General features: G+C 71.8%; 25 protein-coding genes and 2 riboswitches. Of the genes, 10 read left to right on the top strand and 15 right to left on the bottom strand.

The window, feature by feature from the left end:
• Positions 1-2: 2 nt before the first annotated feature.
• A complete protein-coding gene (locus tag IEQ44_RS13930) occupies positions 3-1,001 on the bottom strand; it encodes an ABC transporter substrate-binding protein (protein WP_193639074.1) in 999 nt (332 codons plus the stop codon).
• A gap of 27 nt (positions 1,002-1,028) precedes the next feature.
• A riboswitch (cobalamin riboswitch) is annotated at positions 1,029-1,216 on the bottom strand.
• Positions 1,217-1,353: 137 nt separating this feature from the next.
• Here IEQ44_RS13930 and IEQ44_RS13925 point away from each other — a divergent pair.
• Complete coding sequence (locus IEQ44_RS13925) at positions 1,354-1,593, top strand: CbtA family protein (protein WP_227487509.1); 240 nt, start codon at positions 1,354-1,356, stop codon at positions 1,591-1,593.
• 1 nt (position 1,594) lies between these two features.
• Here IEQ44_RS13925 and IEQ44_RS13920 read toward each other — a convergent pair whose 3' ends face one another.
• The 4 genes from IEQ44_RS13920 to cobN are packed head-to-tail and all read right to left on the bottom strand — an operon-like array spanning position 1,595 to position 8,164.
• Positions 1,595-2,320, bottom strand: coding sequence for a cobalt-precorrin-6A reductase (locus tag IEQ44_RS13920; protein ID WP_193639072.1), 726 nt, complete (start codon positions 2,318-2,320; stop codon positions 1,595-1,597).
• Entirely contained in the window at positions 2,317-3,813 is a 1,497-nt protein-coding gene (locus IEQ44_RS13915) for a cobyric acid synthase (protein ID WP_193639071.1), read from the bottom strand. The genes IEQ44_RS13920 and IEQ44_RS13915 overlap by 4 nt, the downstream gene beginning before the upstream one ends.
• On the bottom strand, positions 3,810-4,562 hold the full coding sequence (cobF, locus tag IEQ44_RS13910) for a precorrin-6A synthase (deacetylating) (protein WP_193639070.1): 753 nt from the start codon (positions 4,560-4,562) through the stop codon (positions 3,810-3,812). The genes IEQ44_RS13915 and cobF overlap by 4 nt, the downstream gene beginning before the upstream one ends.
• A complete protein-coding gene (cobN, locus tag IEQ44_RS13905) occupies positions 4,559-8,164 on the bottom strand; it encodes a cobaltochelatase subunit CobN (protein WP_193639069.1) in 3,606 nt (1,201 codons plus the stop codon). Before cobN ends, cobF begins: the two co-directional genes overlap by 4 nt.
• Before the next feature lie 38 nt (positions 8,165-8,202).
• Positions 8,203-8,316: riboswitch (cobalamin riboswitch) on the bottom strand.
• An 8-nt stretch (positions 8,317-8,324) separates the two neighbouring features.
• On the opposite strand from cobN, the gene IEQ44_RS18070 reads away from it, so the two are divergent.
• Complete coding sequence (locus IEQ44_RS18070; protein ID WP_193639068.1) at positions 8,325-8,873, top strand: histidine phosphatase family protein; 549 nt, start codon at positions 8,325-8,327, stop codon at positions 8,871-8,873.
• 469 nt (positions 8,874-9,342) lie between these two features.
• Here the strand turns inward: IEQ44_RS18070 and IEQ44_RS13895 are convergent, their stop codons facing one another.
• Entirely contained in the window at positions 9,343-10,206 is an 864-nt protein-coding gene (locus IEQ44_RS13895) for an HpcH/HpaI aldolase/citrate lyase family protein (RefSeq protein ID WP_193639067.1), read from the bottom strand.
• Positions 10,203-10,682, bottom strand: coding sequence for a GyrI-like domain-containing protein (locus IEQ44_RS13890; RefSeq protein WP_193639066.1), 480 nt, complete (start codon positions 10,680-10,682; stop codon positions 10,203-10,205). Before IEQ44_RS13890 ends, IEQ44_RS13895 begins: the two co-directional genes overlap by 4 nt.
• Before the next feature lie 148 nt (positions 10,683-10,830).
• Between IEQ44_RS13890 and IEQ44_RS13885 the strand changes: the two genes are divergently transcribed.
• The 5 genes from IEQ44_RS13885 (at position 10,831) to IEQ44_RS13865 (ending at position 14,643) form a co-directional block, all read left to right on the top strand.
• Positions 10,831-11,232, top strand: coding sequence for a TOBE domain-containing protein (locus IEQ44_RS13885; protein WP_227487491.1), 402 nt, complete (start codon positions 10,831-10,833; stop codon positions 11,230-11,232).
• A complete protein-coding gene (modA, locus tag IEQ44_RS13880) occupies positions 11,229-12,011 on the top strand; it encodes a molybdate ABC transporter substrate-binding protein (RefSeq protein ID WP_193639064.1) in 783 nt (260 codons plus the stop codon). The genes IEQ44_RS13885 and modA overlap by 4 nt, the downstream gene beginning before the upstream one ends.
• A 4-nt stretch (positions 12,012-12,015) precedes the next feature.
• Positions 12,016-12,831: an ABC transporter permease gene (locus tag IEQ44_RS13875; RefSeq protein WP_193639063.1), complete on the top strand. Its 816-nt coding sequence runs from the start codon at positions 12,016-12,018 to the stop codon at positions 12,829-12,831.
• On the top strand, positions 12,828-13,889 hold the full coding sequence (locus IEQ44_RS13870) for a sulfate/molybdate ABC transporter ATP-binding protein (protein WP_193639062.1): 1,062 nt from the start codon (positions 12,828-12,830) through the stop codon (positions 13,887-13,889). The genes IEQ44_RS13875 and IEQ44_RS13870 overlap by 4 nt, the downstream gene beginning before the upstream one ends.
• 115 nt (positions 13,890-14,004) lie before the next feature.
• Positions 14,005-14,643, top strand: a complete 639-nt coding sequence (locus IEQ44_RS13865; protein ID WP_193639061.1) for a DUF2238 domain-containing protein — start codon at positions 14,005-14,007, stop codon at positions 14,641-14,643.
• A gap of 22 nt (positions 14,644-14,665) precedes the next feature.
• On the opposite strand, the gene IEQ44_RS13860 is transcribed toward IEQ44_RS13865, so the two are convergent.
• Positions 14,666-15,886: a glucose-1-phosphate adenylyltransferase family protein gene (locus IEQ44_RS13860; protein WP_193639060.1), complete on the bottom strand. Its 1,221-nt coding sequence runs from the start codon at positions 15,884-15,886 to the stop codon at positions 14,666-14,668.
• Between the two features lie 97 nt (positions 15,887-15,983).
• Here IEQ44_RS13860 and IEQ44_RS13855 point away from each other — a divergent pair, with 97 nt between their 5' ends.
• Entirely contained in the window at positions 15,984-16,472 is a 489-nt protein-coding gene (locus IEQ44_RS13855; RefSeq protein ID WP_193639059.1) for a hypothetical protein, read from the top strand.
• 9 nt (positions 16,473-16,481) lie between these two features.
• Here the strand turns inward: IEQ44_RS13855 and IEQ44_RS13850 are convergent, their stop codons facing one another.
• The 4 genes from IEQ44_RS13850 to IEQ44_RS17740 form a co-directional block, all read right to left on the bottom strand.
• Positions 16,482-16,973 (bottom strand): flavodoxin family protein, encoded by a 492-nt coding sequence (locus IEQ44_RS13850; RefSeq protein ID WP_193639058.1) that lies wholly within the window; start codon positions 16,971-16,973, stop codon positions 16,482-16,484.
• Positions 16,974-17,001: 28 nt separating this feature from the next.
• Complete coding sequence (locus IEQ44_RS13845; protein WP_193639057.1) at positions 17,002-18,333, bottom strand: hypothetical protein; 1,332 nt, start codon at positions 18,331-18,333, stop codon at positions 17,002-17,004.
• A 97-nt stretch (positions 18,334-18,430) separates the two neighbouring features.
• Positions 18,431-19,021, bottom strand: coding sequence for a cysteine hydrolase family protein (locus IEQ44_RS13840; protein WP_193639056.1), 591 nt, complete (start codon positions 19,019-19,021; stop codon positions 18,431-18,433).
• Positions 19,018-19,143 (bottom strand): hypothetical protein, encoded by a 126-nt coding sequence (locus IEQ44_RS17740; RefSeq protein WP_264674486.1) that lies wholly within the window; start codon positions 19,141-19,143, stop codon positions 19,018-19,020. Before IEQ44_RS17740 ends, IEQ44_RS13840 begins: the two co-directional genes overlap by 4 nt.
• A gap of 62 nt (positions 19,144-19,205) precedes the next feature.
• Here IEQ44_RS17740 and IEQ44_RS13835 point away from each other — a divergent pair, with 62 nt between their 5' ends.
• Entirely contained in the window at positions 19,206-21,479 is a 2,274-nt protein-coding gene (locus tag IEQ44_RS13835; protein ID WP_193639055.1) for a catalase, read from the top strand.
• Positions 21,480-21,491: 12 nt separating this feature from the next.
• Positions 21,492-22,136, top strand: a complete 645-nt coding sequence (locus IEQ44_RS13830; RefSeq protein ID WP_193639054.1) for a hypothetical protein — start codon at positions 21,492-21,494, stop codon at positions 22,134-22,136.
• Between the two features lie 64 nt (positions 22,137-22,200).
• Here the strand turns inward: IEQ44_RS13830 and IEQ44_RS13825 are convergent, their stop codons facing one another.
• The 3 genes from IEQ44_RS13825 to IEQ44_RS17985 are packed head-to-tail and all read right to left on the bottom strand — an operon-like array spanning position 22,201 to position 25,044.
• The gene (locus IEQ44_RS13825; protein WP_193639053.1) at positions 22,201-23,811 is read right to left on the bottom strand and encodes an FAD-dependent oxidoreductase; all 1,611 of its coding nucleotides are present in this window, start codon (positions 23,809-23,811) and stop codon (positions 22,201-22,203) included.
• Positions 23,804-24,055, bottom strand: a complete 252-nt coding sequence (locus IEQ44_RS13820) for a CDGSH iron-sulfur domain-containing protein (RefSeq protein ID WP_193639052.1) — start codon at positions 24,053-24,055, stop codon at positions 23,804-23,806. The genes IEQ44_RS13825 and IEQ44_RS13820 overlap by 8 nt, the downstream gene beginning before the upstream one ends.
• Positions 24,052-25,044: an iron-containing redox enzyme family protein gene (locus IEQ44_RS17985; protein ID WP_193639051.1), complete on the bottom strand. Its 993-nt coding sequence runs from the start codon at positions 25,042-25,044 to the stop codon at positions 24,052-24,054. Before IEQ44_RS17985 ends, IEQ44_RS13820 begins: the two co-directional genes overlap by 4 nt.
• Positions 25,045-25,103 lie beyond the last annotated feature (59 nt).

Below are 25,103 nucleotides of genomic sequence, written 5' to 3'. Positions count from 1 at the left end.
ACTCACTGCCCGAGCTCGAGATCTGCCAGCTGACGAGCCACCGAGGCAGCGCCGTCGACCATGCGCACTCCCGGCGTGGCCTCGGAGTAGGCCACGGTCACGAACGCGCCCTTCTTCACCGCGGTCAACTCGCTCAACACCGGGTCCTTCTCCAGGAAGGCCCGCTTCTCCTGCGCCGATGACCAGCTGGCATCGGCCAGCACGATGACGTCGGGGTCCGTGGCCAGGACGTCCTCCCAACTGCCCTCGCCCCAGCCCCGGTCCACGTCGTGGAACATGTTCTCCGCACCCACCGCGTCAAGGATCAGTTGCGGTCCGCCCTCGCCAGCACCTACGAACGGGGTCTTGTCGCCGGAGTCGTACCACAGGGCGGTCAGGCCCTCACCTGGTGCCTGGGTTCGGACGCGGCTGAGCGTCTCCTTCTGCTCGGACACGAGCGCCGTCGACCTCTCGGGTTCGCCGAGCAACTCTGCGACCTCGCTCAGCTCCTGCCACACAGCGTCGAAGGTGGGGGCCGGCCGCTGGCTCTCATCCGGGCATCCGAAGGGCGACAGGTACGACTGCGTGCCGGAGTCTGCCAAGACGGATCGATCACCCGCCACGCCCTTGTCGAAGGCGGACGCGTACGAGGCGTACACCAAGTCGGGTTCTGCCTCCAGGACAGCCTCGTGGGTGGGGTACTCCTCGGCCAGCACCGGTGCCTGCTCGTACTCCTCGGCCCATCGGTCCGAGATCGCGTCGTCGAGGTAGGCAGTGCCGGCCAGGCGGTCGCCCAGACCGAGGGCGAGCACCACCTCAGTGGCTCCCTGATTGAGGGTCACCACACGCTCGGGCGTGGACTCCACGACGACCTGCTGGTCGCAGTTGACGAGCTCCACGGGGAAGCGGTCGCTGCTCCCGGCGGCGCCGGACTCCTTCATCGGGGCGCCGGCACACCCGGCGAGGAGCAGGACGGCGCCTGCGGCGAGTGACAATCCGGGCACGGTGGTGGGACGAATCATGGGGTCTGTTCTCCAAGGACCTCGTTGGATACTGAACGCGCCGTGGCCGGTCTCCTGGCTCGCGCATCGACGTCCTGCGACCGACCTTCCCAGGTGTGCACCCAGTGGTCCCGACACCGGAGTGTCGGTGAGGTCGCGGAACTCCGCGCTCACAGTGGCGAGGGCCGCGCCGGCTTCGAACCGGCTTCCCGTGCACCACGACGCGATGAAACGTATCACCGCGGGAGTGGGAGTCCGCACCCCACGTCCAGTGGCGTACTGTGCACTTGGACACGACGGACGCCGGTGAGAATGCGGCACAGTCGCGCTGCTGTGACACCGTGCTGGCGGTGGAGCGAGACCCGCGTGTCCGCTGCGGTCGCGGGACGCCTGGACCGGTGTCGTCGTGGCCGGCGTCGCGTACGTCGCGGTGGTGGCCGTCGCGGCCATCACGATGCCTGCGGTCAACGAGCTCGGTGAGTTCCCCGCCGACGTGCTGTGGGAGTTTCGCATCTCCTCGCTGTTCACTCTTGCTGCCCTGTGGGGCACGTTGGGTGTGGCCCTCACGTGGCTGCTCGGACGGGTCACCGCGACCCCGGAGGTCGCCGCCTGACTCAGCGGTGCGACAGCACCCACTCCAGAGCCGGGCCCACCGCGTGCACGACCTGCGCGCGGGGGTCCGGCTCCGGTCGTTCCACGACCACCACGGCGACGCCGAGCAGTGCCGCGGCCTCCATCTTGGGCCACGTGTACGTGCCACCGGAGTCCTTGGTGACCAGCACGTCCGTGCCGTGCTCGCGCATCACCGCGAGGTCGCCCTCGAGCGTGTACGGCCCCCGGCTCGTGAGCAGACTCCACGTCGCCGGGAGATCGATGTCGGGGGCGTCCACGACGCGTGCCAGCACCGGTGCCTCGCGCAGGTCGGCCACGAACCGGGCCAGCTCCTGTCGGCCGACCGTCAGGAACGGACGCCGCCCCAGGGCGGCCGCGACCTGCGCGGCCTCGTCGTGCGAGGTGACGTACGTCCATGCCGGGTCGCGTTCCCACCCGGGACGCTCGAACCGCAGCAACGGCACCTGCTCGATGGTGCAGGCCTCCACCGCGTTTGCGCTCATCCCACGGGCGAACGGGTGCGTGGCGTCCACCACCAGGTCGTACGCCGCCAGCGCAGCGCGCAGCCCCTCGACGCCACCGAAACCACCGATGCGGACCGGGCCGACCGGCAGGCGGGGGCGGGCGACGCGGCCGGCGAGCGACGAGGTCACGTCCACCTCGGCCTCGACGAGGAGCCGCGCGAGGTCGCGCGCCTCCGCGGTGCCGCCGAGCAGCAGGACCTTCATCGCGTGCCTTCCTGGGGGAGTGCGGGGACGGTGAGGACGGGCAGCGACGCCGGTGCCCCGTTGCGCGCGAGCCCCAGCAGCGCGTCGACGTCCAGGTGTTCCTCGACGAGGTCGGCGAGGAGCTCCATGCGACGTTCCCGCGCGGCGGGGAAGCTGGCACCCGAGGGCGGCAGGTCGGCCACCTCGGCCAGGAAGGCCGCTCGGAACGCGTCGCCCTCGAGGCTTCCGTGCCACATGGTGCCGAAGACCTGACCGGCACGGGCGCCGCCGAGGAACTCCTCGGCGTCCGGGTCGCGGGTGATGCGCCCGTGATGGATCTCGTACCCCTCGGCAGCTGAGCTCAGCGCCTCGCCTGTGGGCAGGCGCAGCGCTTTCTCCGGTGCGAAGGTGGTGCTGACCGGGAGGAGGCCCAGCCCCTCGGCGCAGGCGCCGGCGTCGCCTTCGACCCCTTCGGGGTCGTGGACTTTGCGCCCCAGCATCTGGAACCCACCGCAGATTCCGAGCACCGGGCGACCCGCGGCCGCGTGCATCGTGATCGCGGTGTCGAGACCGCGGGAGCGCAGCCACGCCAGGTCGGCAAGGGTGGCGCGCGTCCCGGGCAGCACGACCAGGTGGGCGTCGGCGAGGTCGCGCGGGTCGGAGACGAAGACGACGTCGAGCTCCGGTTCGAGGCCGAGAGCGTCGACGTCGGTGAAGTTGCTGATCCGGGGGAGTCGTACGACCGCCACCCGCACCCGGGCCCCGGTGCGGCTGCGACGCCCCTCCAGATCGAGGGCGTCCTCGGAGTCGAGCCAGAGGTCAGGGTGCCAGGGCAGGACCCCGTGCACCGGCCGCCCGGTCATCCGCTCCAACTGGTCGAGACCCGGCCGCAGCAGGCCCACGTCACCACGGAACTTGTTGACGACGAAACCCGCCAACAGTGCCTGGTCCGCCGGCTCCAGCAACGCCAGCGTCCCGAACATCGAGGCGAAGAGACCGCCACGGTCGATGTCGCCGACCAGCACCACCGGGAGGTCGGCGTGCCGGGCGAGCCCCATGTTCACGTAGTCACTGGAGCGCAGGTTGATCTCCGCAGGGCTGCCGGCCCCTTCGGCCACCACGACCTCGAAGCGGGCCGCGAGGTCGTCGTACGCGGCGTGCGCCGCCTGCGCCAGGTGTCGTCGCCCCGTGGCGAAGTCGGTGGCCGACACCTCGCCAGCGGGGTGCCCCATGACCACGACGTGGCTGCGCCGGTCGGAGCCGGGCTTGAGGAGGACGGGGTTCATGGCGGGCTCCGGGGTCACCCGGGCCGCGAGCGCCTGGACCCACTGGGCCCGGCCGATCTCGGCGGTGCCCCCGGCCGGGTCCTGGCAGACCATGGAGTTGTTCGACATGTTCTGCGCCTTGTACGGCGCCACCCGCACCCCGCGGCGCGCGAAGGCGCGGCACAGACCGGTGGTCACGACCGACTTGCCGGCATCCGAGGTGGTGCCGGCGACCAGCAGCCCGCTCACGCGTCGCCTTCGGGGGCCCGGAGCAGGTACACGTCCATCACCCAGCCGGCCTGGGTGCGGGCCAGGGCACGGGCTTCGCGTACGGCGCCCAGGACTTCGCGGACCGTGCCCGCGACCAGCTGCTCGCCGGTCGAGCCCAGGTTGGCGCCCCACCAGATCTTCCAGTCGGGCAGTTCGTCGAGCTGGTCGAGGCTCGCCTCCGACCCCAGCATCACCAGCACGTTGCGTTGACCCGATGCGAGAGTGTCGCGCAGCCGGCGGGCCGTGGTGACGTGCACGGGAGCGCCCACCGGGTGCAGCACGATCCGGTGCCGGGCGGCCAGCAGCTGGGGTGCGCTGATGCCGGGCACGACGTCCCAGGTGAGGCCCGCGAGACGGGGGTCGGCCGCCATGCCCTCCACCACACGCAAGGTCGAGTCGTACAGCGACGGGTCGCCCCACACCAGGAAGGCGGCGCGTCCGCCGCGCGCCGCCACGACGTCGGCGAACGCCGCGACCCGCGCGGCGTGCCAGTCCCGCACCGCGGCGGGGTAGTCGGCCGGGTCGTCCCGGTCGCGCTCCGGGTCGGGCACCTCGACCAGCTCGACCTCGAACTCCGCGCAGATCGCGCGGCGGACCCGCAGCAGCTCGTCGTCGGCGTGCTTGCGTACGGCGAGCACGTAGTCGGTGTCGAGCAGCGCACGGACCGCGTCGCGGGTCAGGTGGTCGGGCCCGGTGCCGAACCCGACCACGTGCACGTGGGCACTCACGCGTCGTCCTCCAGGTCTCCTTCGACCTCGAGGTAGACCTTCTGCAGCTGGGACAGCGTCTCCGGGTCGGGCTCGGCCCACAGGCCGCGCTCCGCAGCTTCGTGCAGCCGCTCGACGATGCCGCGCAACGCCCAGGGGTTCGACGTACGCAGAAACTGCTGGTTCGTCTCGTCCAGCACGTACGAGCTGGCCAATGACTCATACATCCAGTCGTGGACGACACCGGCGGTGGCATCGAAACCGAACAGGTAGTCGACGGTGGCTGCGAGTTCGAAGGCGCCCTTGTAGCCGTGGCGCTGCATCGCACCGATCCACCGCGGGTTGACCACCCGGGCCCGGAAGACCCGGTTCGTCTCCTCCTGCAGCGACCGGGTGCGGACGGCGTCGGGGGAGGTGGAGTCGCCGACGTACGCCTTCGGGTCCGCGCCGGTGAGCGCCCGCACGGTGGCGACCATGCCGCCGTGGTACTGGAAGTAGTCGTCGGAGTCGGCGATGTCGTGCTCGGTGCTGTCGACGTTCTTCGCAGCCACCTTGATGCGGCGGTACGCGGTGCGCATGTCGTCGGCCGCGGCCACGCCGTCCAGCCCACGTCCGTACGCGAACCCGCCCCACGCGGTGTACACCTCGGCCAGGTCGTTGTCGTCACGCCAGGAGCCCGACTCGACGACCTGAAGGATGCCCGCCCCGTACGAACCTGGCTTGGAGCCGAAGATGCGGGTGGTGGCCCGACGTGCGTCCCCGTGCTCGGCCAGGTCGGCGCGGGCGTGGGCGCGGACGAAGTTCATCTCGTCCGGCTCGTCCAGCTCCGCCACCAGCTGCACGGCGTCGTCGAGCATTGCCACCACGTGGGGGAAGGCGTCGCGGAAGAACCCGGAGATGCGGACCGTGACGTCGATGCGGGGACGGCCCAGCTCGGCCAGGTCGATCACCTGCAGCCGGTTGACGCGACGCGACATGTCGTCCCACTCGGGGCGTATGCCGAGCAGTGCCAGCACCTCGGCGACGTCGTCACCGGAGGTACGCATCGCGCTGGTGCCCCATACCGACAGGCCCACCGACGTGGGGTACTCGCCGGTCTCGTCGAGGTAGCGCTGGACGAGTGACTCGGCCATCGACTGACCGGTCTGCCAGGCCAGGCGCGACGGGATGGCGCGCGGGTCGACGGTGTAGAAGTTGCGGCCGGTGGGGAGCACGTTCACCAGACCCCGCAGCGGTGAACCGGACGGGCCGGCGGGCACGTAGCCGCCGTCGAGGGCGTGCAGCAGGACGTCCATCTCGTCGGTGGTGCTGGCCAGTCGGGGCACCACCTCGGTGGCGGCGAAAGTGAGCGCGGCCCGTACCCCGTCGTCCTCGTGAAGAGACGGCACGACAGCGGGGTCCCAACCGGCGTCGGCCAGGGCCTGGACGAGTCGGCGGGCCTCGGCCTCGAAGGCGTCGACCTCGGCGGTCGTTGCGCCGTCGGACAGGCCGAGCGCGGAGCGCAGGCCGGGAACGGCGTTGCCGACACCGCCCCACACCTGGGAGGCCCGCAGCACGGCGAGCACCAGGTTGACCAGGGCGTCGCCGGTCGGCGCCTGCCCGAGAACGTGCAGGCCGTCACGGATCTGGACGTCCTTGATCTCGCACAGCCAACCGTCGACGTGCAGCAGGAAGTCGTCGAACTCCTCGTCGTCCGGACGCTCGTCGAGACCGAGGTCGCGGTGCATCTCGGCGGCCTTCATCAGCTGCCAGATCTCGCCACGGATCGCCGGCAGCTTGGCCGGGTCCATCGCGGCGATGTTGCCGTACTCGTCCAGCAGCTGCTCGAGGCGGGCGATGTCGCCGTACGTCTCGGCGCGCGCCATCGGCGGGATCAGGTGGTCGACGATGGTGGCGTGGGCGCGGCGCTTGGCCTGCGCGCCTTCACCGGGGTCGTTGACGAGGAACGGGTAGAAGAGGGGCAGGTTGCCGAGCACTGCGTCGGTGCCGCACTCGGCCGACAACGCGGCGTTCTTGCCCGGCAGCCACTCCAGCGAGCCGTGCTTGCCGACGTGGACGACGGCGTGCGCGCCGAAGCCACCGGACGAGGGCGACTCCTCCAGCCACCGGTAGGCGGCCATGTAGTGGTGGGTCGGGGCCAGGTCCGGGTCGTGGTAGATCGCGACGGGGTTCTCGCCGAAGCCGCGCGGCGGCTGGATCATGATGACCACGTTGCCGGCCACCAGCGTCGCGATCACGATCTCGTCGGCGTCGTTCACGAAGAGCTGGCCGGGCGCCTCGCCCCACGCCTCGGTCATGGAGTCGCGCAGACCCTGCGGCAGGTGCGCGGTCCAGCGGCGGTACTGCTCGGCGCTGATCCGTACGTGCGCGTCGGTGAGCTGACCCGAGGTCAGCCATTCCTCGTCCTGGCCGCCTGCGGCGATCATCGCGTGGATCAGTGCGTCGCCGGCCTCGGTGTCGTCGGTGAGGTCGAGACCGGGCACCGCACCGGGCTCGCCGAGGTCGTACCCGGCGTCGCGGAGGCGGCGGAGCAGACGGATCGTGGACACCGGGGTGTCCAGACCCACGGCGTTGCCGATGCGGGAGTGCTTCGTCGGGTATGCCGACAGGACGAGGGCGACCTTCTTCTCGGCGTTCGGGAGGTGCCGCAGACGGGCGTGGTTGGCCGCGATCGCGGCCACCCGGGCGCAGCGCTCCGGGTCGGCGACGTAGCGGGGGAGTCCTTCCTCGTCGATCTCCTTGAAGGAGAAGGGAGCGGTGATGATGCGTCCGTCGAACTCGGGGATGGCGATCTGGTTGGCGGAGTCGAGCGGCGTGACGCCGTCGTCGTTCGCCTCCCACTCCTCGCGGCTGCTGGTCAGGCACAGACCCTGGAGGACGGGGATGTCGAGCGCGGCGATCCGCTCCACGTCCCAGGTCTCGTCGTCGCCTCCGGCGCTCACCGAGGCGGGCACGCTGCCGCCGGCCGCCAGGACGGTCACCACCAGCGCATCGAGCTGACCGAGGGCGTCGAACAGCTCGTCGGGCGCGCTGCGCAGCGAGCCCGCGAAGATCGGTACGCCGACCGCCTGTCCGGTGGCGTCGACGGCGTCGGCGAGTGCGTGGGCGAAGGCGGTGTTCCCGCTCGCCTGGTGGGCGCGGTAGTAGAGGATCCCGACCTTCGGCAGCGCCGGGTCGGTGGGGCTCCGCTCCGCGAAGCCCCACGTCGGCACGGCCGTCGGGGGCTCGAAGCCTTCACCGGTGAGCAGGACCGTGTCGGAGAGGAAGGCGTGCATCTGCGCCAGGTTCACGGGTCCGCCTTCGGCGAGGTAGCGGTGCGCCTCCGCAGCCACACCGATCGGGACCGTGCTCAGTTCCATCAGCTCGGCGCTCGGCTGTTGCTCCCCACCGAGGACGACGAGGGGAGTGCCGGCGGCGCGGACGGCGGCCAGCCCGTCCCACAGGTCGTGGGGCGAACCCAGCTGGCGGATGACGACGAGGTCCGCGTCCTCGACGACGGCGTCGAGTTCGCTGCCAGTGCTGCGGGACGGGTTGGCGAGCGCGTAGCTCGCGCCACTGGCCCTCGCCGAGAGCAGGTCCGTGTCGGACGTGGAGAGCAGGCAGACGTGTGCGGACGCGGCCATGTGCCGGGTTCCTCCTCCGGGGTTCTCGCCCCGTGTAGCGGTCGGATTCACCCACGGCCAGTGTCTGGCTGCCAGGCATCAGAGCCTGGTCACAGTGGCGGAACCGCCCCGGAGTCTCACCGGGTTCCTGCACCGTGGGTCGCCAGCAGCCTACGGGAGAATGGGCCGCGTGCAGGAGTTGGTGTACCTCGTGCGGCACGGGGAGTCGGAGTGGAACGTCCGCGGTGTGACGCAAGGACAGACCGCCCATCCCCGACTCACCGCGCGGGGACGCGAGCAGATGGTCACGGCCGCCGAGAGAATCAGGTGCCTCACGTCAGGGAGGAAGGTCGGGCTCGTCACGTCAAGTGATCTGGACCGAGCCGTCGAGGGGGCCGAAATCCTGTCCCAGCTCCTGGGAGCCGGCCGGAGCGAGGACATTCGGCTCCGAGAGCGCTCCTTTGGGTTGTTCCAAGGCACGAAGCACGCCCGCACCCTCGCTTGGACGGCCAGGGCGTCCAAGCTGGCACTCGCCCATGGAGGAGTGGAGGATGCGGGCCGTGTACGGCTCCGAGCGCAGGTCGCGCTCGCAGGGTTGGCGTCTGGAACGACGCACGTAGTCGTGGGTCACGGTGAGTTCTTTCGACTACTGCCCGGCGGGGCCGACCTAGGTGTGGTCGGCAACGGGGACGTGGTCGTCTGGGATGGGGCGTCAGTGCGCAGGACGTGAGGGTGGTACCGCCCGCGGGTGGGCTTCCTGACAAATGGGGAAACCGGTTCCGTCTCACACCCTCGCCCTCATCCGGCCGGGGGACGAGGGAGTCTTGGACCGCCACATTCACTGAGTGTCGGGGACCGGCATCGAAACCAGGGCCGACAGTCTGCGGGCAATCTCGGCGTCGCGGTCCTCACCCGCGCCCAAGCCGTCGACAACGCCGTCGTCGAGGAGCTGACCGAACCCGAACCCCAGGCCCTCACGGCCTAACCGACACGCCCAACCGAGGGATCAACCTCGTACACCACGCCCCTGGACTTGACCTCTCACACCTCCGAGCCCTTCTTGGCAGGGGTCCAGACTCAGTAGGGGATACCGCGCGATCAACCGCGTCTGCCCAGCAAAGTCGTACCTAAGGACAGTTGCCGTCGCCGTCTAAGCCGCGCCACCTGCAGTATCGACGGTCTTCCTCCATGAGGTCCGCTCAGCGCGGATCCACATGGAAGTAGGACGCTCGCCGAGTGATCAGCTCGGCCCGCGCCAGCCGCGGCTTGTCCGAGCCGTCGCGGATCACGCGCCCGCCTGCCTCGAACTTCTCGAGGAAGTCGACCGCCCAGGCCACGTCGGCGGGGGAGGGGCTGAACTCCTCGTTGATCACCGCGGGCTGCTCGTGGTCGAGGCAGAGCTTGCCCGTCATGCCGAGCACGACCGCGTCCTCGGACTGCTCGCGCAGCAACGAGTGGACGGAGCCCACGGTGGGGCCGTCGATGGGGCCGGTCAGCCCGCCGATGCGGGAGGCCAGCACGAGGCGGGTCCGGGGGTACGCCATCGCGACGGCCTCGTTGGCGGTGCCGGTGTCCTTGCGGTAGTCGCCCGAACCGAAGGCGAGACGGTGGGCCCCCGGCGCCCGAGCAATCGACGTCGCCTCCTCGATGCCCAGTGCCGACTCCACCAACGGGATCACCGGCACGTGGCCGCCCAACCGGTGGTGGGTGACGCTCACCTGCTCCGCCGACTCGGTCTTGGCCAACATCACCCCCAGGACACCGGGCGAGCCCGCCAGGGCCGACAGGTCGTCGGACCAGAACGGTGTGGTCACGTCGTTGACGCGCACCCACGCCTTGCCGCCACCGGCGAACCACTCGAGCACGTGGTCGCGGGCCTGCTGCTTGAGCCGGTCGTCGATCGCGTCCTCCATGTCGAGGATCACCTGGTCGGCCCGCCCGAGGTGGGCGACGTCGAAGTCCTCGACGCGCAGGGCGGAGACCAACTGCCAGGAGCGGGCGTGGGCACTGATCACTCGGGACGACTCACGCTCCACACGACGGGCTTCGAGCTCGGCGTTCACGGGCCCTCCGCTCCCGTCAGCGGGCAGTGGATGACCGTCCGCCACCCGGCGGGGTCCGGCTCATCGTCCGGGTCGGTCACGTAGGTCTCCCACGCGCTGGTGCCAGGCGTGAGACCTCGGTCGCCGACCCAGCGCTCCAAGTCCTCGTAGCTCTGGGCGATGGCGTCGTAGTGCCCCACGTGGGTCGCGATCACGACGGCGCCCCCGGGAAGGACGAGGCGGCGCGCCCTGCCTGAGGGGTCCGCGGGGCTGGAGACGGGGAAGCCGGCATCAACCGTGATGCTGTCGCCCGGCGGCTCGGGGTAGTAGGCGAAAGGGGGTCCCGTGATGACGAGTCCGGACTCCTGGGCGGTCGAGGCGACCTCTTGGAAAGCCTCGCCCAGGAAGCCGCCGATCTCGTCACGGGCCACCACCCCGCGGATGGCGAGCGCCTCCTGGGGTTCGAGCTGCACGACGTCGGGGGTCTCGAGAGGCATGCTTCGACTCTAGGGAAGCCTTGCGGCGGAGAACAGGGCCGCGATCCGAACGGTTTCCGGATGGTGGCCGGGTGCCCACGCGACTCGAGCCCGGAAGCGAATCCTGGATCCTCATGTGCGGAACACGTAGGGTGGTAGCGTGCCGAAGATGAGGATTCGTGACGCTGCCACCCATCTGGGGGTCAGCGACGACACCCTGCGTCGCTGGATCGACCGCGGGCTCCTGCAGGCCGACCTGGACTCTTCTGGCCGCAAGGTCGTCGACGGCTATGAGGTGGCCATGGTCGCCCGCGACCAGGCCGCACCTCCCGGCCTGCCGACGGGCACCACGAGCTCGGCCCGCAACCGGTTCGTCGGGCTGGTGACCGACATCCGCATGGACTCGGTGATGGCTCAGGTCGAGCTGCAGTGCGGACCCTTCCGCGTCGTCTCACTGATGAGCAGCGAAGCCGTCCGCGAGCTGGGCCTCGAGCTGGGCTCCGCGGCGGTGGCGACGACCAAGGCCACCCACGTGGTGGTCGAGGTCGCCCACGAGGCCGGCGACCAGTGAGCGATCGACGCCGGGGCAGTGGACCCGTCGCCGCTCTCGCCACGTCCGCCGCGGTCGTGCTGGTCGTCGGGCTGACCGGCTGCACCAGCGCCGAGGAGTCGCGGACCACCACCCTGACGGTGCACGCCGCGGCCTCGCTCTCCGGCACCTTCACCGAGCTCGGGGAGCTCTTCGAGGCCGAGCACGACGACGTCGACGTGGTCTTCAGCTTCGCCGGCTCCTCCGACCTCGCCGCCCAGCTCGAGCAGGGCGCTCCGGCTGACGTCTTCGCCTCTGCTGACACGACCACCATGGACCGCGTGGTCGACGCCGGGCTCGTTGACCACGGGCCGGTCGCCTTCGCGGCCAACACGCTCCGGATCGCCGTGCCGCCCGGCAACCCCGCCGGTGTCACCGGGTTGGCCGACCTGACCCGCGACGGGGTGCAGTCCGTCGTGTGCGCGCCCCAGGTGCCGTGCGGACTAGCGGCGCGCGAGCTGCTCCGCTCCGCGGACCTCGATCTACGACCGGTGAGTGAGGAGCAGAGCGTCAGCGACGTGCTGGCCAAGGTCGCTGTCGGAGAGGCCGACGCGGGCCTGGTCTACGTGACCGACGTCCTCGCTGGCGAGGACCGCGTCGACGGTGTCACCGTGCCGCAGGCCGCCGACGTGGTCACGACCTATCCCGTCGCCACGCTCACCGAAAGCGACCAACCCGACCTGGCGAAGGCGTTCCTCGACCTCGTGGTCGGGCCCCGGGGCCGCCAGGTGCTCGACGACGCCGGCTTCGCGCGGCCGTGACGCCATGAGCACCCCGACACGGGCCACTGCCACCACCCCTGCAGCGGGGACCGCGGTGCCCCGCTGGGTGTACGTGCCCGCCCTCGGTGGGGCGGCCTTCCTGCTGCTGCCGCTGCTGGCGATGCTCATTCGGGTCGACTGGTCGGACTTCCTCGGCCTCGTGACCAGCGAGTCGTCGCGGGCAGCCCTCGCCTTGAGTCTGCGTACGTCCGGCCTCGCGACCGTCTGCTGCGTGCTGCTGGGCGTCCCGTTGGCGCTCGTGCTGGCACGCACCCGACTGCCGGGCCTGGGCGTGCTGCGGGCCCTGGTCCTGCTGCCCCTCGTGCTGCCGCCGGTGGTGGGCGGCATCGCGCTGCTCCACACGTTCGGGCGTCAGGGCCTGCTCGGGGAGAGCCTGGAGGTGCTCGGCGTGCAGGTGGCCTTCTCCACCGCTGCTGTCGTCATCGCCCAGACCTTCGTGGCGCTGCCCTTCCTGGTGCTCAGCCTCGAGGGGACGCTGCGCACCGCCGGGCACCGCTACGAGGTGGTGGCCGCCACCCTCGGCGCGAGCCCCAGCCGGGTGCTGTGGCGGGTCACCCTGCCTCTGGTGGTGCCGTCGCTGCTCTCCGGCACGGTGCTGGCCTTCGCCCGGGCCCTGGGTGAGTTCGGTGCCACCATCACCTTCGCCGGAAGCCTCCAGGGAGTCACCCGGACCCTGCCGTTGGAGATCTACCTGCAACGTGAGGCCGACCCTGACGCGGCGGTGGCGCTGTCCCTGCTGCTGGTGGTGGTCGCAGTGCTGGTCATCGGGCTGACCGCGCGGCGACGGGGGGCGACGTGAGTCTGCAGATCTCCCTCGTCGTGCCGGAGCGCCGTCTCGACGTCACTGTGGACGTGCCCCGGGGGTCGACGCTCGCGGTGCTCGGCCCCAACGGTGCCGGCAAGTCCACGATCCTGCACGCCGTTGCAGGTCTGCTGCGCCCCCACGACGCCCGGATCGCGCTCGGCGGTCGAGTGCTGAGTGAGGTCGTCGACGGTCACGCCCGGACCTGGGTGCCCGCCCACCGGCGTCGAGTCAGCCTGCTCGCCCAGCAGGCCGACCTCTTCCCCCATCTCACCGTCCGCGACAACGTGGCCTTCGGGCCGCGCAGCCGCGGCAGCGGGCGTACGCAGGCCGGCGAGATCGCCGAGGAATGGCTCGACCGTGTGGGTCTGGAGGCGCTCGGCCAGCGCCGGCCCTCGCAGCTCTCGGGTGGTCAGGCCCAACGCGTCGCCGTGGCCCGCGCGCTGGCCGCTGCGCCCGACCTCGTGCTGCTCGACGAGCCCTTCGCCGCGCTCGACGTCGACGCCACGCCGGCCCTGCGGCACGTGCTGGGTGAGGTGCTCGCCGAGCGCACCGCGGTGATCGTCACCCACGACGTGCTCGACGCGGTGCTGCTGGCCGACGCGGTGGCCGTGGTGGAGGAGGGGCGGGTGGTCGAGCACGGCCCCACCCACGAGGTGCTCTCGCGGCCCCGCAGCCGGTTCGGCGCCCGGATCGCGGGCCTCAACCTCGTGGCCGGCACCTGGGACGGGTCGGGGGTACGGACTCGGGACGGTCGCCGCCTGCAGGGCACCCTGCGCGAGGCCGGGGTGGGTGACGGTGCCCCGGTCGTCGCGCTCTTCCGGCCGGCCGCCGTGGCCGTGCACCTCGACACCGTGCCGGGGTCACCGCGCAACGTCGTCGAGGTGACCGTCTCCACCTTGGAGCCTCACGGAGACCTGGTGCGTGTGCGGGGGGACGACCTGCACGCCGACATCACCCCGGCTGCGGTGGCCGAGCTACGGCTCGCGCCCGGCATGCGGGCGCAGTTCGTCGTCAAGGCCGCCGAGGTGGAGATCCATCCCGCGACGACGTGAGGCGTGACGCCCGACACTCCAGCAGGGCGGCGGGCGCTCGGGGGACGGGCCGCAGTGACACAATCATGGTCGCACCGAGGCAGACCGCGCCCCGGTGACGCAAGCAGGAGGCGGGATGTCAGAGCTGGCTGTGGGCCGCTACCCGATCCCGTCGACCCTGCGGCTGGCCAACGTGTCGGCCAAGGCCGGACTCGTCCTCCTGCTGGTCTTTGCGCTGCTCTTCCCCGACGACAGCAACATGAGGGACAAGGCCGCCGGGGTGCGGGCCGTGGTCTACCCGCTGCTCGCCTTCACGGTCCCGGCGATCTGGTACGTCCACTGGCGTGAGCGCTCCTCGTTCCCGTGGTTGGCCGACTTCCTGGTCACCATCACCTGCTTCACCGACATCCTCGGCAACCGACTCGACATGTATGACTCCATCGTCTGGTTCGACGACTGGATGCACTTCATGAACACCGGGCTGCTGGCCGCGGCGGTCATCCTCCTGACGATGCACCGTTCGGTGACCCTGGGCCGGGTGGTCGAGCGCGCCCTCGCGGTGGGGGCGACGGGGGCGATCGCGTGGGAGATCGGCGAGTTCTTCGCCTTCATCAGCGGCTCGTCCGAGCGGAGGTTCGCCTACGCCGACACGCTCAGCGACCTGGGTCTCGGCGTGCTCGGCGCCCTGGTGGCCGCCGTGCTGATCCACCGCCTCTGGGCCCGCGGTCGCCTCGTCGCCGCCGCGCCGCAGCTTGACCACACGGTGCGGGTCTGACGTTCGCCGGCTTCTGAAGCCATCAAGCGGTGGTGCCCGGCGCCAACCGTGCCCCCGGTGGCAACGCCGAGGCGACCCGGCTGTCGCGGCCGACGAGGACGATCGCGTCGGGGTCGGTGAGGTCGATGTCCGCGGCGCCCACGTCGGCGCCGTCGAGCAGCTCGCACCCGGTGTCCACCACGCTGCGCCGCACCCGGGCCCCGGAGCGTACGACCACCTCACCGAAGAGGACCGACTCCTCCACCACGGCTCCCTCCTCGACCACCACGTCCGGGCCCAGCACGCTGCGTCGCACGGTGCCTGCCACCCGTGAACCGGGGCTGAGCAGACTGTCCTCGACCCGGGCGCCCGAACCCACGCGCGCCGGCGGGTGCGGGCGGTGGGAGGTGTGCAGCGGCCACGTCCCGTCGAAGAGCTCGAGCCCGTGGTCGATGAGCTCGAGGTGGGCGTTGAGGTAGTGGTGCGGCTGGCCCAGGTCGCGCCAGTAGCCGTCGAGGTGGTGGGCGAAGGCCTTGCCGCGCTGGACCATCCGGGGCAGCAGGTGCTCCCCGAAGTCACCCAGCCCACTGTCGTCCTCCTCACCTGCCAGCTCACGGTGGAGCTCCTCGAGCACCTCGACGAGCACCGGCACCTCGTAGACGAAGATCTCGGCTGCCACGAGGCTGCCGACGGGGCGCTCGGGCTTGTAGGCGACGTCGGTGACGCGACCCAACCGGTTGACCTGGACCACTGCGTGGTCGGCCGGGTCCTCGGCGAAGGTGTCGCCGAGGTCGGTGGAGACCACGGTGACCTCCGCCTCCTTGGCCAGATGGGTCTCGACGACGTCGCGCAGGTCGAGTCGGTAGACGTGGTCGGCGCTCATCACCACCACGAGGTCGGCTCCGCTGTCGCGCAGCTGGTCGCGCAACCCGTAGAGCTCGTCGGCGTTGCCCGCGTTCATGCCCTCCTCGTGCAACGAGCCGCTGCCCTGCTCCGGCGGGACCAGCCGGAACCCACCGACGCTGCGGTCGAGGTCCCACGGCCGGCCGTTGCGCACCTGTTCCTCCAGCGACCCGGCCTGGTACTGCACCGACAACCAGACGTCCTGCACGCCCGAGGTCGCCAGGGTGGAGAGCGAGACGTCGACGAGCTGGTGGTCACCGGCATAGGGGAGCGCAGGCTTGGCGTGCTCGAGGGTCAGGACGTCCATCCGGCCGCCTGCGCCGCCTGCCTGCACGAGACCAAGGATTCGGGGAAGTCGCATGACTGGGTGCTACCCACGGCGCCCAGGATTCACCCACCGTGCGCCATCCAGGTCGGGGCAACCACGCTCCTGTTGTGGCCCCGAGCACGCCACTAGGGTGACACCCACCCGCCAGCGCCGCCCGCACGAGAGGTCATCCCAGGTGACGAAGCCCGAGCAAGAGCCCGCGTCCCCCTCCGACGACGGAACGCCACGCCGTCCCGGCCTCCACCTCCCGCCGGGCGCCGACGCCCTCGTGCACGCGACGAGCTCGCTGGTGGCCTGGCTGGCCCACGCGGGAGAGGCAGGAGCCCGAGCCGTCGTGCCCGAGGCCGTGGTCAGCCCGGTGGAGCAGTGGGTGACAGCCATGCGGCAGTTCGCCGAGGGCGCACCCACGGTCGGTGAGGAGCTGCGCATCCTGACGCAGGAGATCCATGCCAAGCGCCTCACCATCCAGGCGATGACCGCCGAGCTCACCGTGCTCGATGCCCAGCTCGAGGTGCTGGAGCGGGTGCTGGCGCCCGTCGAGGCGTGGAGCGAGCAGTTGGACGCCTTGCGCAACGCCCTGCTGAGGGACACCGAGCAGAGCCCGCCCGACCCGCGCTGAGCCGCTGGGTCACCGTGCGTTGCGGAGCGTACGTCCCCACTCCCGCGCCCGGTCGACCTCACCGTCGGCGAGGGGGCCGCTGACGCCCGTGACGTAGAAGCTCTCCCGTCCGACGACATGCCCGAGGTGGCGACGACCAGCGGCACGGGCAGCAGCGCGGGCCGCCGAGCCCGGTAGCCGGCGCATGGACGCGACGCGGGTGTCGAAGGTGGCGACGGCGAGCTGCGGCGCACGCTCCTGGGCAGCCAGCCACTCGCGGATGCCCGTGGCCTCGGCGGTGGCGGCCCCACCTTGGCGCACGGCGTCGGGTCGTGTCGAGGCACGCGACATTGAGAAGGCGTGGGTGGGACCACCGATGACCAGCAGGTCGACGTCGCCCGTCAGCCGCGGGGCCTGCGCCACGTCCAGCACCTGTGCGTCCTCACCGAGACCCTCGGCCACGGCACGCGCGCCCTGCCGGGTGTTGCCCCACATCGACTCGACGACCACCCAGGTCCTCACGGCCGCTCCTCCCGGTCCACCACGGCGATCAGCGCCCAAGGGTGAGCTGGTAGCGCAAGCGCAGCGGCCGTTCCTCCTGGGCCCACAGCAGGCCCGGACGTCCGCCGGGGGAGATGCCGAGACGTACGGACTCCAGGACGTCGACCTGACCGCGGTCACGATGCGGCGTGGTGGTCGGCCCCCAGGAGGCGCGCGGTGCGCGGTGACGCGCCCAGACCCCGTAGTAGTTGTGCCAGCCGACGACCGCGGCGCCCGCACCGTTGATCGCGGCCAGGGTCTCGGCGATCCGTCGCTCGCCCGTCTGCCCCAGAGACTCGGCCATGCCCCACCGGCCCCTAGGGCCTCGGCGCACCGCCTCCACCGTGTGGGGACCGACCAGATAGCTGACCAGTGCCTGCCCCCGACTGTTGACGGCCGCCGACCACCCGCGGGCGCGGACCCCGGGGGCGGTCACGTCGACCGGGGTCCGCCACCGGCGGCCCCGCGGCTTGACGACGGATCTAACCGTGCCGGCCTGCCGGAAGACGACCACCACCTCACCCGGCGCCGTGAGGGCGAGGGCGCCCAGGTCGCCGGTTCCGACGCGGGTCGCCGCCGACCAGGTGCCCCCACGACGGCGGTCGCGCACGAGCACGCGTTCGGGCCCGCGTCGCTGCTCCTGCGACCACGCCACCCAGACGCCAGCCGGACCGAGGTCGGCGCGCACCTGACGTACGTCCTGTGCCCCGCGACTCAGCGTCCGAGCGGGTTGCCACGCCCTGCGCGGAGGACGGAAGGCCGCCTGCACCCGGAACGGAACCTCCCGTTCCAGGCTGCCCCACCGCCACGCCACCAGAGCGGCACCACCGTCGCGCACCGCCACCTGCAGGTCGACGGCGCCGTAGTTGCTGACGCCGTCGGGATAGCCGGTCACCTCGCGGTCGGAGGAGAGACGCACTGGCGCCGACCACGCCCGACCGTAGGGCTTGCGGGCCGACCAGACGCTGGCCGTACGCCCCTGCTCGTCGCGGATCCACGCGGCGACCAGGTTGCCGGCACTGTCGGCCGCCACGACGGGGGAGTGGCCCTCCCCGAGCTCCACCGGGTCACGCCAGCGCCCCTGGGCGGTCTGCTGCTGGGCCTTGACCGGTTTTGGCCACCCGGCCTGCGAGCCCCACACCACCGTGGTGACCCCTCGTCCGTCCTGCACGAAGGACTCGCCGAGGGTGTTCTGCTCGAACCGGTGCGTCGGACCCCACCGTGCCGCCGCCGCACCCGACGTCTCGGCGCCCGCTGTGGGAATCCCCACCAGCACCGATGCCAGACCCGATGCCAGGCCGGAGGCCAACGCCAGCCACACGGTCACTCGTCGAACCCCCATGACCCACCACCCTGAGGGCGGACGCGGGCGGCCCGCACCCTCTCCTGCGCACTCTCCACCTGCAGGCGCCGTGCGGCAAGAGCTGCGGGTGGGCAGATCAGCTCTCGGAGGTCTCGGAGCTGTCGCGCCCCCACTCGGCGGGCGTCAGGGCGGGCGCCCGGTACTGCTCCTCCAACCACACCAACGCGGCCTCGTGCGCCGTGCTGTCGGCCGAGGCCACGGCGTCCCGGGCCACCACCACCCGCAGGTCGTGGGCGTAGGCAGAGGCGGCCGTCATCGCGATGCACGCCTCGGTCGAGACGCCGGCGAGCACCACCTGCCCGACGCCGAGGTCGCTCAGCCGCTGCGCGAGGTCGGTGCGGTGGAAGGCGTCGTCACGTCGCTTCTGGATCTCGACGTCGGGCTCCACCTCGAGCTCGTGGACGCGCCATGACCCCGGAGTGCCCTCGAGGACCACCGGCTGCATGTCGTCGCGCATGTTGAGGGCCCACGTCTCCTCGTCGAGGGGGAGCACGGTGCGGATCTCGACGACAGGCGAACCGGTGGCGCTCGCCCAGTCGATCCATCCCCGGACGGCGGTGAGCAGGTCGTCGCGTTGCTCGCGCAGCCCCGGCGCTGCGAGGAAGTCCTCCTGGAGGTCGATGAGCAGCAGCGCAGACCTGGTGTCGGGGTCGATCGTGGTCGTCACATCTCCTCCATCTGCGGTGTCGTGGGGGCCCACCGGGCCCGTGGGGCGCAGGTACCCCGGGACGTCGCCGACGAACCGTCGGGCAGGTCTGGTCTCGTCCCGCGATCAGTGGCACCGGGCACGTATGGCCCCGGACGAGTGCGGGTAGGGGCGCTGGGACCCCACCCGATCTCGGAGGTATGGCATGGACACCAGCAAGGCCGCGAAGAAGGTCGCCGAAGCCGTCGAGGAGACCGTCGACGCGGCGCGTCGCACCCTCGAGTCCACCGCAGAGACGATCCCCGGCCGCCCCGGCCCCGGCTCGCCGCCGGCCGACGAGCCCACCGAGCCGCAGCCGCCGTTGCCGCCGAAGGACGACCAGCGAGGTCCCGCCACGCGCACCGCGACCGGTGCAGAGACCGGTGCGCTGCAGGACGCCCGCGCCCAGCAGGGCGAGTTCCTGACCACCTCCACCGGCACCCGCTTGCGCGACAGCGACCACTCGCTGAAGGCCGGACGACGCGGTCCCACGCTGCTCCAGGACCACCACCTGCGCGAGAAGATCACCCACTTCGACCACGAACGCATCCCCGAGCGGGTCGTGCACGCACGCGGCGCCGCCGCGCACGGCGTCTTTGAGGGCTATGGCACCGCCGAGACCGTCACCCACGCCGCCTTCCTGGCCAAGGGGGTCACCACCCCCGTCTTCACGCGGTTCTCGACCGTGCTGGGGTCCCGCGGCTCCGCCGACACCGTGCGCGACACCCGCGGCTTCGCGACGAAGTTCTACACGGCGGAGGGCAACTTCGACCTCGTCGCCAACAACATGCCCGTCTTCTTCATCCAGGACGGCATCAAGTTCCCCGACGTCGTGCACGCCGCCAAGCCGCACCCCGACCGGGAGATCCCGCAGGCGCAGAGCGCCCACGACACCTTCTGGGACTTCGTCTCGCTGCACACCGAGGCCCAGCACCACACGATGTGGAACATGTCCGACCGCGGCATCCCGCGCTCCTACCGGATGATGGAGGGCTTCGGAGTCCACACCTTCCGGCTCACCAACGCCGAGGGAGTCACCTCGCTGGTCAAGTTCCACTGGAAGCCGAAGCTCGGCGCGCACTCGTTGGCGTGGGAGGAGGCCCAGCTGATCAACGGCGTGGACCCCGACTTCCACCGCCGCGACCTCTACGACGCCATCGAGTCGGGCGCCCACCCGCAGTGGGAGCTCGGCATCCAGGTCTTCCCCGACACCCCCGAGCAGGAGTTCGAGGGCATCGACCTGCTCGACCCGACCAAGCTGGTGCCCGAGGAGCTCGCACCCGTGCAGCCCATCGGCCTGCTGACGCTCAACGCCAACCCGCGCAACTTCTTCGCCGAGGTGGAGCAGCTGGCCTTCCACCCGGGCCACCTGGTGCCCGGCATCGACGTCACCGACGACCCGCTGCTGCAGGCCCGGCTCTTCTCCTACATCGACACCCAGCTCAGCCGGCTCGGCGGCCCGAACTTCAACCAGATCCCGGTCAACCGACCGCACGCGCCGGTCAACGACATGTTCCGCGACGGCTTCCACCAGCACGCGGACCACGTCGGCGTCGCGCCCTACAAGCCGAACTCGCTCGACGGCGGCTGTCCGTTCTTCGCCGGGAACGAGGACAACGCGTTCCTCGACACCCCCGTCGAGATCCCGGCTGCCACGAAGGTGCGGGAGAACCCCGCGTCCTTCGACGACCACTTCTCACAGGCTCGTCTCTTCTGGCAGAGCATGACGCCGGTGGAGAAGGAGCACATCATCAGGGCCTACTCCTTCGAGCTCGGCAAGTGCTACGAGGAGACGATCAAGGCCCGACAGCTGCAGTGCCTGGCGCAGATCGACCCGGTGCTCTGCTCCGAGGTGGCCACGGCGCTCGGCATGCCGACGCCCGAGCCGTCGGAGCCGCTGGCCGACGTGACGCCGAGCGCCGCCCTGTCGCAGCTGGGGCAGACCTGGCCGGGCGACGGTCGCATGGTGGGCATCGTCGTCGATGACGCCACCGATGCCGAGGCGCTGCAGGAAGTGCGCGCGGCCGTCTTCGCCGCCGGCATGGTGCCGCTGGTGGTGGCGCCCCACGGCGGCGAGGTGGCGGGAGCGACGGTGCAGCGGACGTTCGCCACGGCGCGGTCGGTCGAGTTCGACGCCCTGCTGCTGGCCGCCAGCCCCGTCCCTGCGCCTGACGCGTTGCCGGCGCGTGATGCCAAGGCTGGGGCCGGGGGTGACCCGGCCCTCGACCCCCGGGTGAAGCTGCTCGTCGAGGAGTGCTGGCGCCACGCCAAGGTGCTCGGCGCCTGGGGAGATGGCGCGACCGGCCTGCGGCTCGCGGGCACGGGCGAGGGCGACGTGGGTGTCGTGGTGGGGGAGAGCGGCGTCGACGTCTTCGCCGAGGTCCAGGAGCTGATGTCGGCCCACCGGGTGTGGGAACGCTTCGCGGCCTCCGTCTCCTGAGGGGTGAGGCAGGTGTCGAGGACCGTCTCCGACGCCGTCAGTGGCGTCGGCGGGCTGCTGCTCTCCGGCGCCACCCTCGGGGTGGCGGCGCTGCGCCGTGCTCCGAAGCCGCTGCACCCGCGCGGGGAGGTCTGGCAGGGGGTGCTCACCCGTGAGGGAGGCGCCTCCTCCCGCGTCGGCGTCGCATGGCTCGACGAACCGGGGCACGACGACGTGCTGGTGCGACGCTCCGCCGCGGTCGGCCTGCCGGCGTGGTCGTGGGACATCCAGGGCCTGGCTCTGCGCCTGCCGCAGTGGGAGGGCGCCGACATCCTCCTGGCCTCCACGGGCGCCGGGCCCTGGAGCCGCTTCGTGCTGCTGCCGGCACGGGCGGCGCGGATCAGCGGCTACACGTCGCTGCTGCCCTACCCCACGCCCGTGGGGCCGGTGTTCCTGCGCGCGGAGCCGGCGGAGAAGGAGCGCCACGTGCTGTCGTACGCCCTCGGCCGCGGCGACTGGGTGCGGTTCGGTGAGCTGAGGCTCATCGCCCGCAGCCCCGAGGATCCGTCCTTCGACCCGGTGCGCTCCCCGCACCCAGAGCTGGGCAACTACCGATGGGTCGAACGCCTGCGGGCGCCTGCGTACGTCTCGGCGCGCCGGAGCCGCGGCGAGCAGTAAGCAAATAGGTCGCCCACCCCAGCCGGGGTGGGCGACCTGGCTCAGCGTGTGGTGGTGACCAGGGTCAGTGCTCCTGGTCGGGAGCGGTCTGCGGGGTGTCGTCGACCCCCGGGGTGGTGCTCGGGTCCTGTCCCGGCGGGACAGGGTTGGCCTCGGGTTCGCTGACCTGTCCACCCGACGCGTCGTGCGGCGTGGACTGCTCGTTCTGCTGCATGGGTGATCCCTTCTGTGTGCCGGTCTCTGCTGGCCATGTGGTCTCTGGTGCGCTCGGCACCTTGGCCGGCCGGGTCGCGGGGCCCTCGAGGACGCTGCCGTCGGGGGCGAAGCGAGAGCCGTGGAGCGGGCAGTCCCAGGACCTCTCCGCTGTGTTCCAGTGCAGGACGCCGCCCATGTGCGGGCAGATGCCGCATCCCCTGGCGGCGTCGGTGACACCGACGTCGCCCGCGCCCGGGAGGGCGACCTGGGCGACGTCGCGCACCTGGCGCAGCCCGACGGTGGCGTTGTTGCGCGCCCACGAGGCGGGGGCGGGCGTGGCGCCCAGGTAGTGGCCCGGGAGGTGGAGCGGTTCGTCTCCGACGATGTCGGAGGCGATGGCCAACGCAGCGGCCGTCCCGTTGGTGAAGCCCCACTTCGCGAACCCCGTCGCGACCCGCACGCGACCGCGGGTCAGCGGCATCCGACCGACCAGGGGCACCCCGTGGGTCGGTTCGTAGTCCTGCGCCGACCAGGCGGCGACCTCGACCGCGTCGGCGAAGTGCTGCCGGGTCCAGTCACGCAGCCGGTCCAGGTGAGCGCTCTCGTCGCGCGTACGCCCGACGACGTGCCCCGCGCCGCCCACCAGCAGCAGCTGGTTGCCGTCGCGGTCCACCGCGTCACGCACCGAGCGTCCGTCGCTGCCGGCCGAGAGCGCCATGTGCTCGAGACGACCGTCCCACCGGTAGGCCACGGTGTAGGACCGCATCGGCTTCACCTGCGTCACGTGCAGTCCACGGTCCATCACCGGGGTGCCGGTCGCGACGACCACCGAGTCGGCCCGCACGCTGCGACCGCCCTCGAGGTGCACGGTGGCGGCGTCGGGGGACAGGCGCCGCACCCGCGCGCCCTCCACGACCCGGCCGCCGGCGCTGCGCACGGCAGCGACCAGCTTCTGCACCAGGTGCACGGGGTCGGCCTGCAGCTGCCCGGCCAGGGTGGTGGCGCCGTGGGAGGGCAGACCGTCGAGCGGGCCGTCGTGCCAGGCGACGTCGAGACCCAGCTCGAGAGCGGTCTGGTGCTCCGTGCGCACGGAACCGACTTCGTCGGCAGACCGCGCGTAGGTGGCGGCCACCCGCTCCTGCACGACGATGCCCTGGTCCTCGCAGAAGGCACGCAGCCATTCCAGGCCCGCCCGGTTCGCTGCGACGTAGGAGCGACCGATGGCGACCGACTGCCGCTGCACGACCTGCTGCAGCCGGGTGCCCTGCAGGAGGGAGAACTTGGCCGTGCTGCGGCCCGTGGCGCCGGCCCCGGCGCGGCGGGCCTCCAACACGCAGACGTCACGACCTGCCCGAGCCAGGGTCAGCGCGGTGACGAGTCCCGTCACGCCGGCCCCGATCACGACGTCGTCGCAGGAGACCGGCAGCGGGCCCGACGTGGAGTGGGCTGGCTCGCCCCAGACGGCGCGCACCTCACTCACCACCAGTGGCGAGACGGGGGCGTGTCGGTCGCGGCGCCGCTGTCTCCGGAGCGGCGGTGTCCCACCCGGGGGGCATCAGCTTGTGGGTGCCGTCGCACCAGGGCATGCGCTGCGACTTCTCGCACCGGCAGACCGCGACGACGGGGCGTTCGACCGCGTGGAGCTCTCCGTCGGCGTCGGGCCAGGCGTCGGCGCCGCGCACCAGCAGCGGGCCGTGGGGGCAGACCTGCGTACGCACGCTCATGCCGCCCCTCGCGACTCGTCGAGGGCATCCCAGCGGCCGAGCAGCTCCTGGGCGGCGACCGCGTCGAGCACGGCACAGGCGGCCGCTCCCATCAGGACGTCACCCGCCAGGGCAGGTTCGTCGGAGACCACGCGCCCACAGATGTCCCGGAGGGCGACCTGCTCGTGCGCGGCGTCGGCCTCGACGTGCTCGTCCCAGTAGGCGGCCGCCGCGTCGGGCAGCCCCAAACGGCGGGTGCCCTGCGCGATGCGGCGGCAGGGGATGCTGCTCGTGGCCTCGAAGGCGGCCAGGTGACCGAGGCTGGCACCCCGCAGCCTGCGGTTGAGCGCGAAGAGCGACATCACGTTGTTCACGGCCAGGGTGGAGGCGTCGGCCTCGTCGATGTAGACGCCGTAGTCGGCCTCAAGGCCGCACGCCTCCAGCGCCCCGGCGAAGAGCCGCTGGTGGAGCATCTCGGGGCGGCCTGCGCCGAACTCGTCGTACTGGAGCTCGGCCAGCGCCACCTTGGCGCCACCGCGCACGCGCGGGAGCACGAAGCTCTGCGGGTCGGACTCCTTCAGGTGATAGATGCTGCGCAGGCGCATGAACTCGGTGAACTGCGCGAGGTCGGCGCGACGCTGCAGGTGACCCGTCAGGTCAGGCCCGGTGACGGCGTCGATGACCTGCGTCAGCTGGGCGACGACGCCCTCGATGTCCGTCGCGGGCGCCTCGGTGGGCATCACGGAGGCCGTCCGCTCCCGCACGGAGGCCTCGAAGAGGCGCTCGAGCTGGCGGCGGAAGGCGATGAGCGTGGGGTCCCAGTCCGCGTCGGGGTCCGCGTCGTCGAAGCCGCCGTAGTGCAGCTCGTAGAGCGTCCACAGCGCCAGCTGCAGGTCACGGTCGAGCACCGGGTCGTCGCTGGCGACCTCGGGCGCGGGGGCCGGGTCAGCGCCGACGAGGACGCCGTGGACCCATCCGGAGAGGGGACCGACGGGGCGAGGGGTGAGCACGGGCTGCCTCCTGGAAAGTTCGGACTGGCACCCACCTACCCCCACCCCGACGGCGTCAC

Source organism: Nocardioides malaquae (assembly GCF_015070385.1).
GTDB classification, from domain to species: Bacteria; Actinomycetota; Actinomycetes; order Propionibacteriales; family Nocardioidaceae; genus Nocardioides; species Nocardioides malaquae.
Note: the sequence above shows the minus strand (reverse complement) of the source record. Positions and strands in the feature narration are given on the sequence as shown.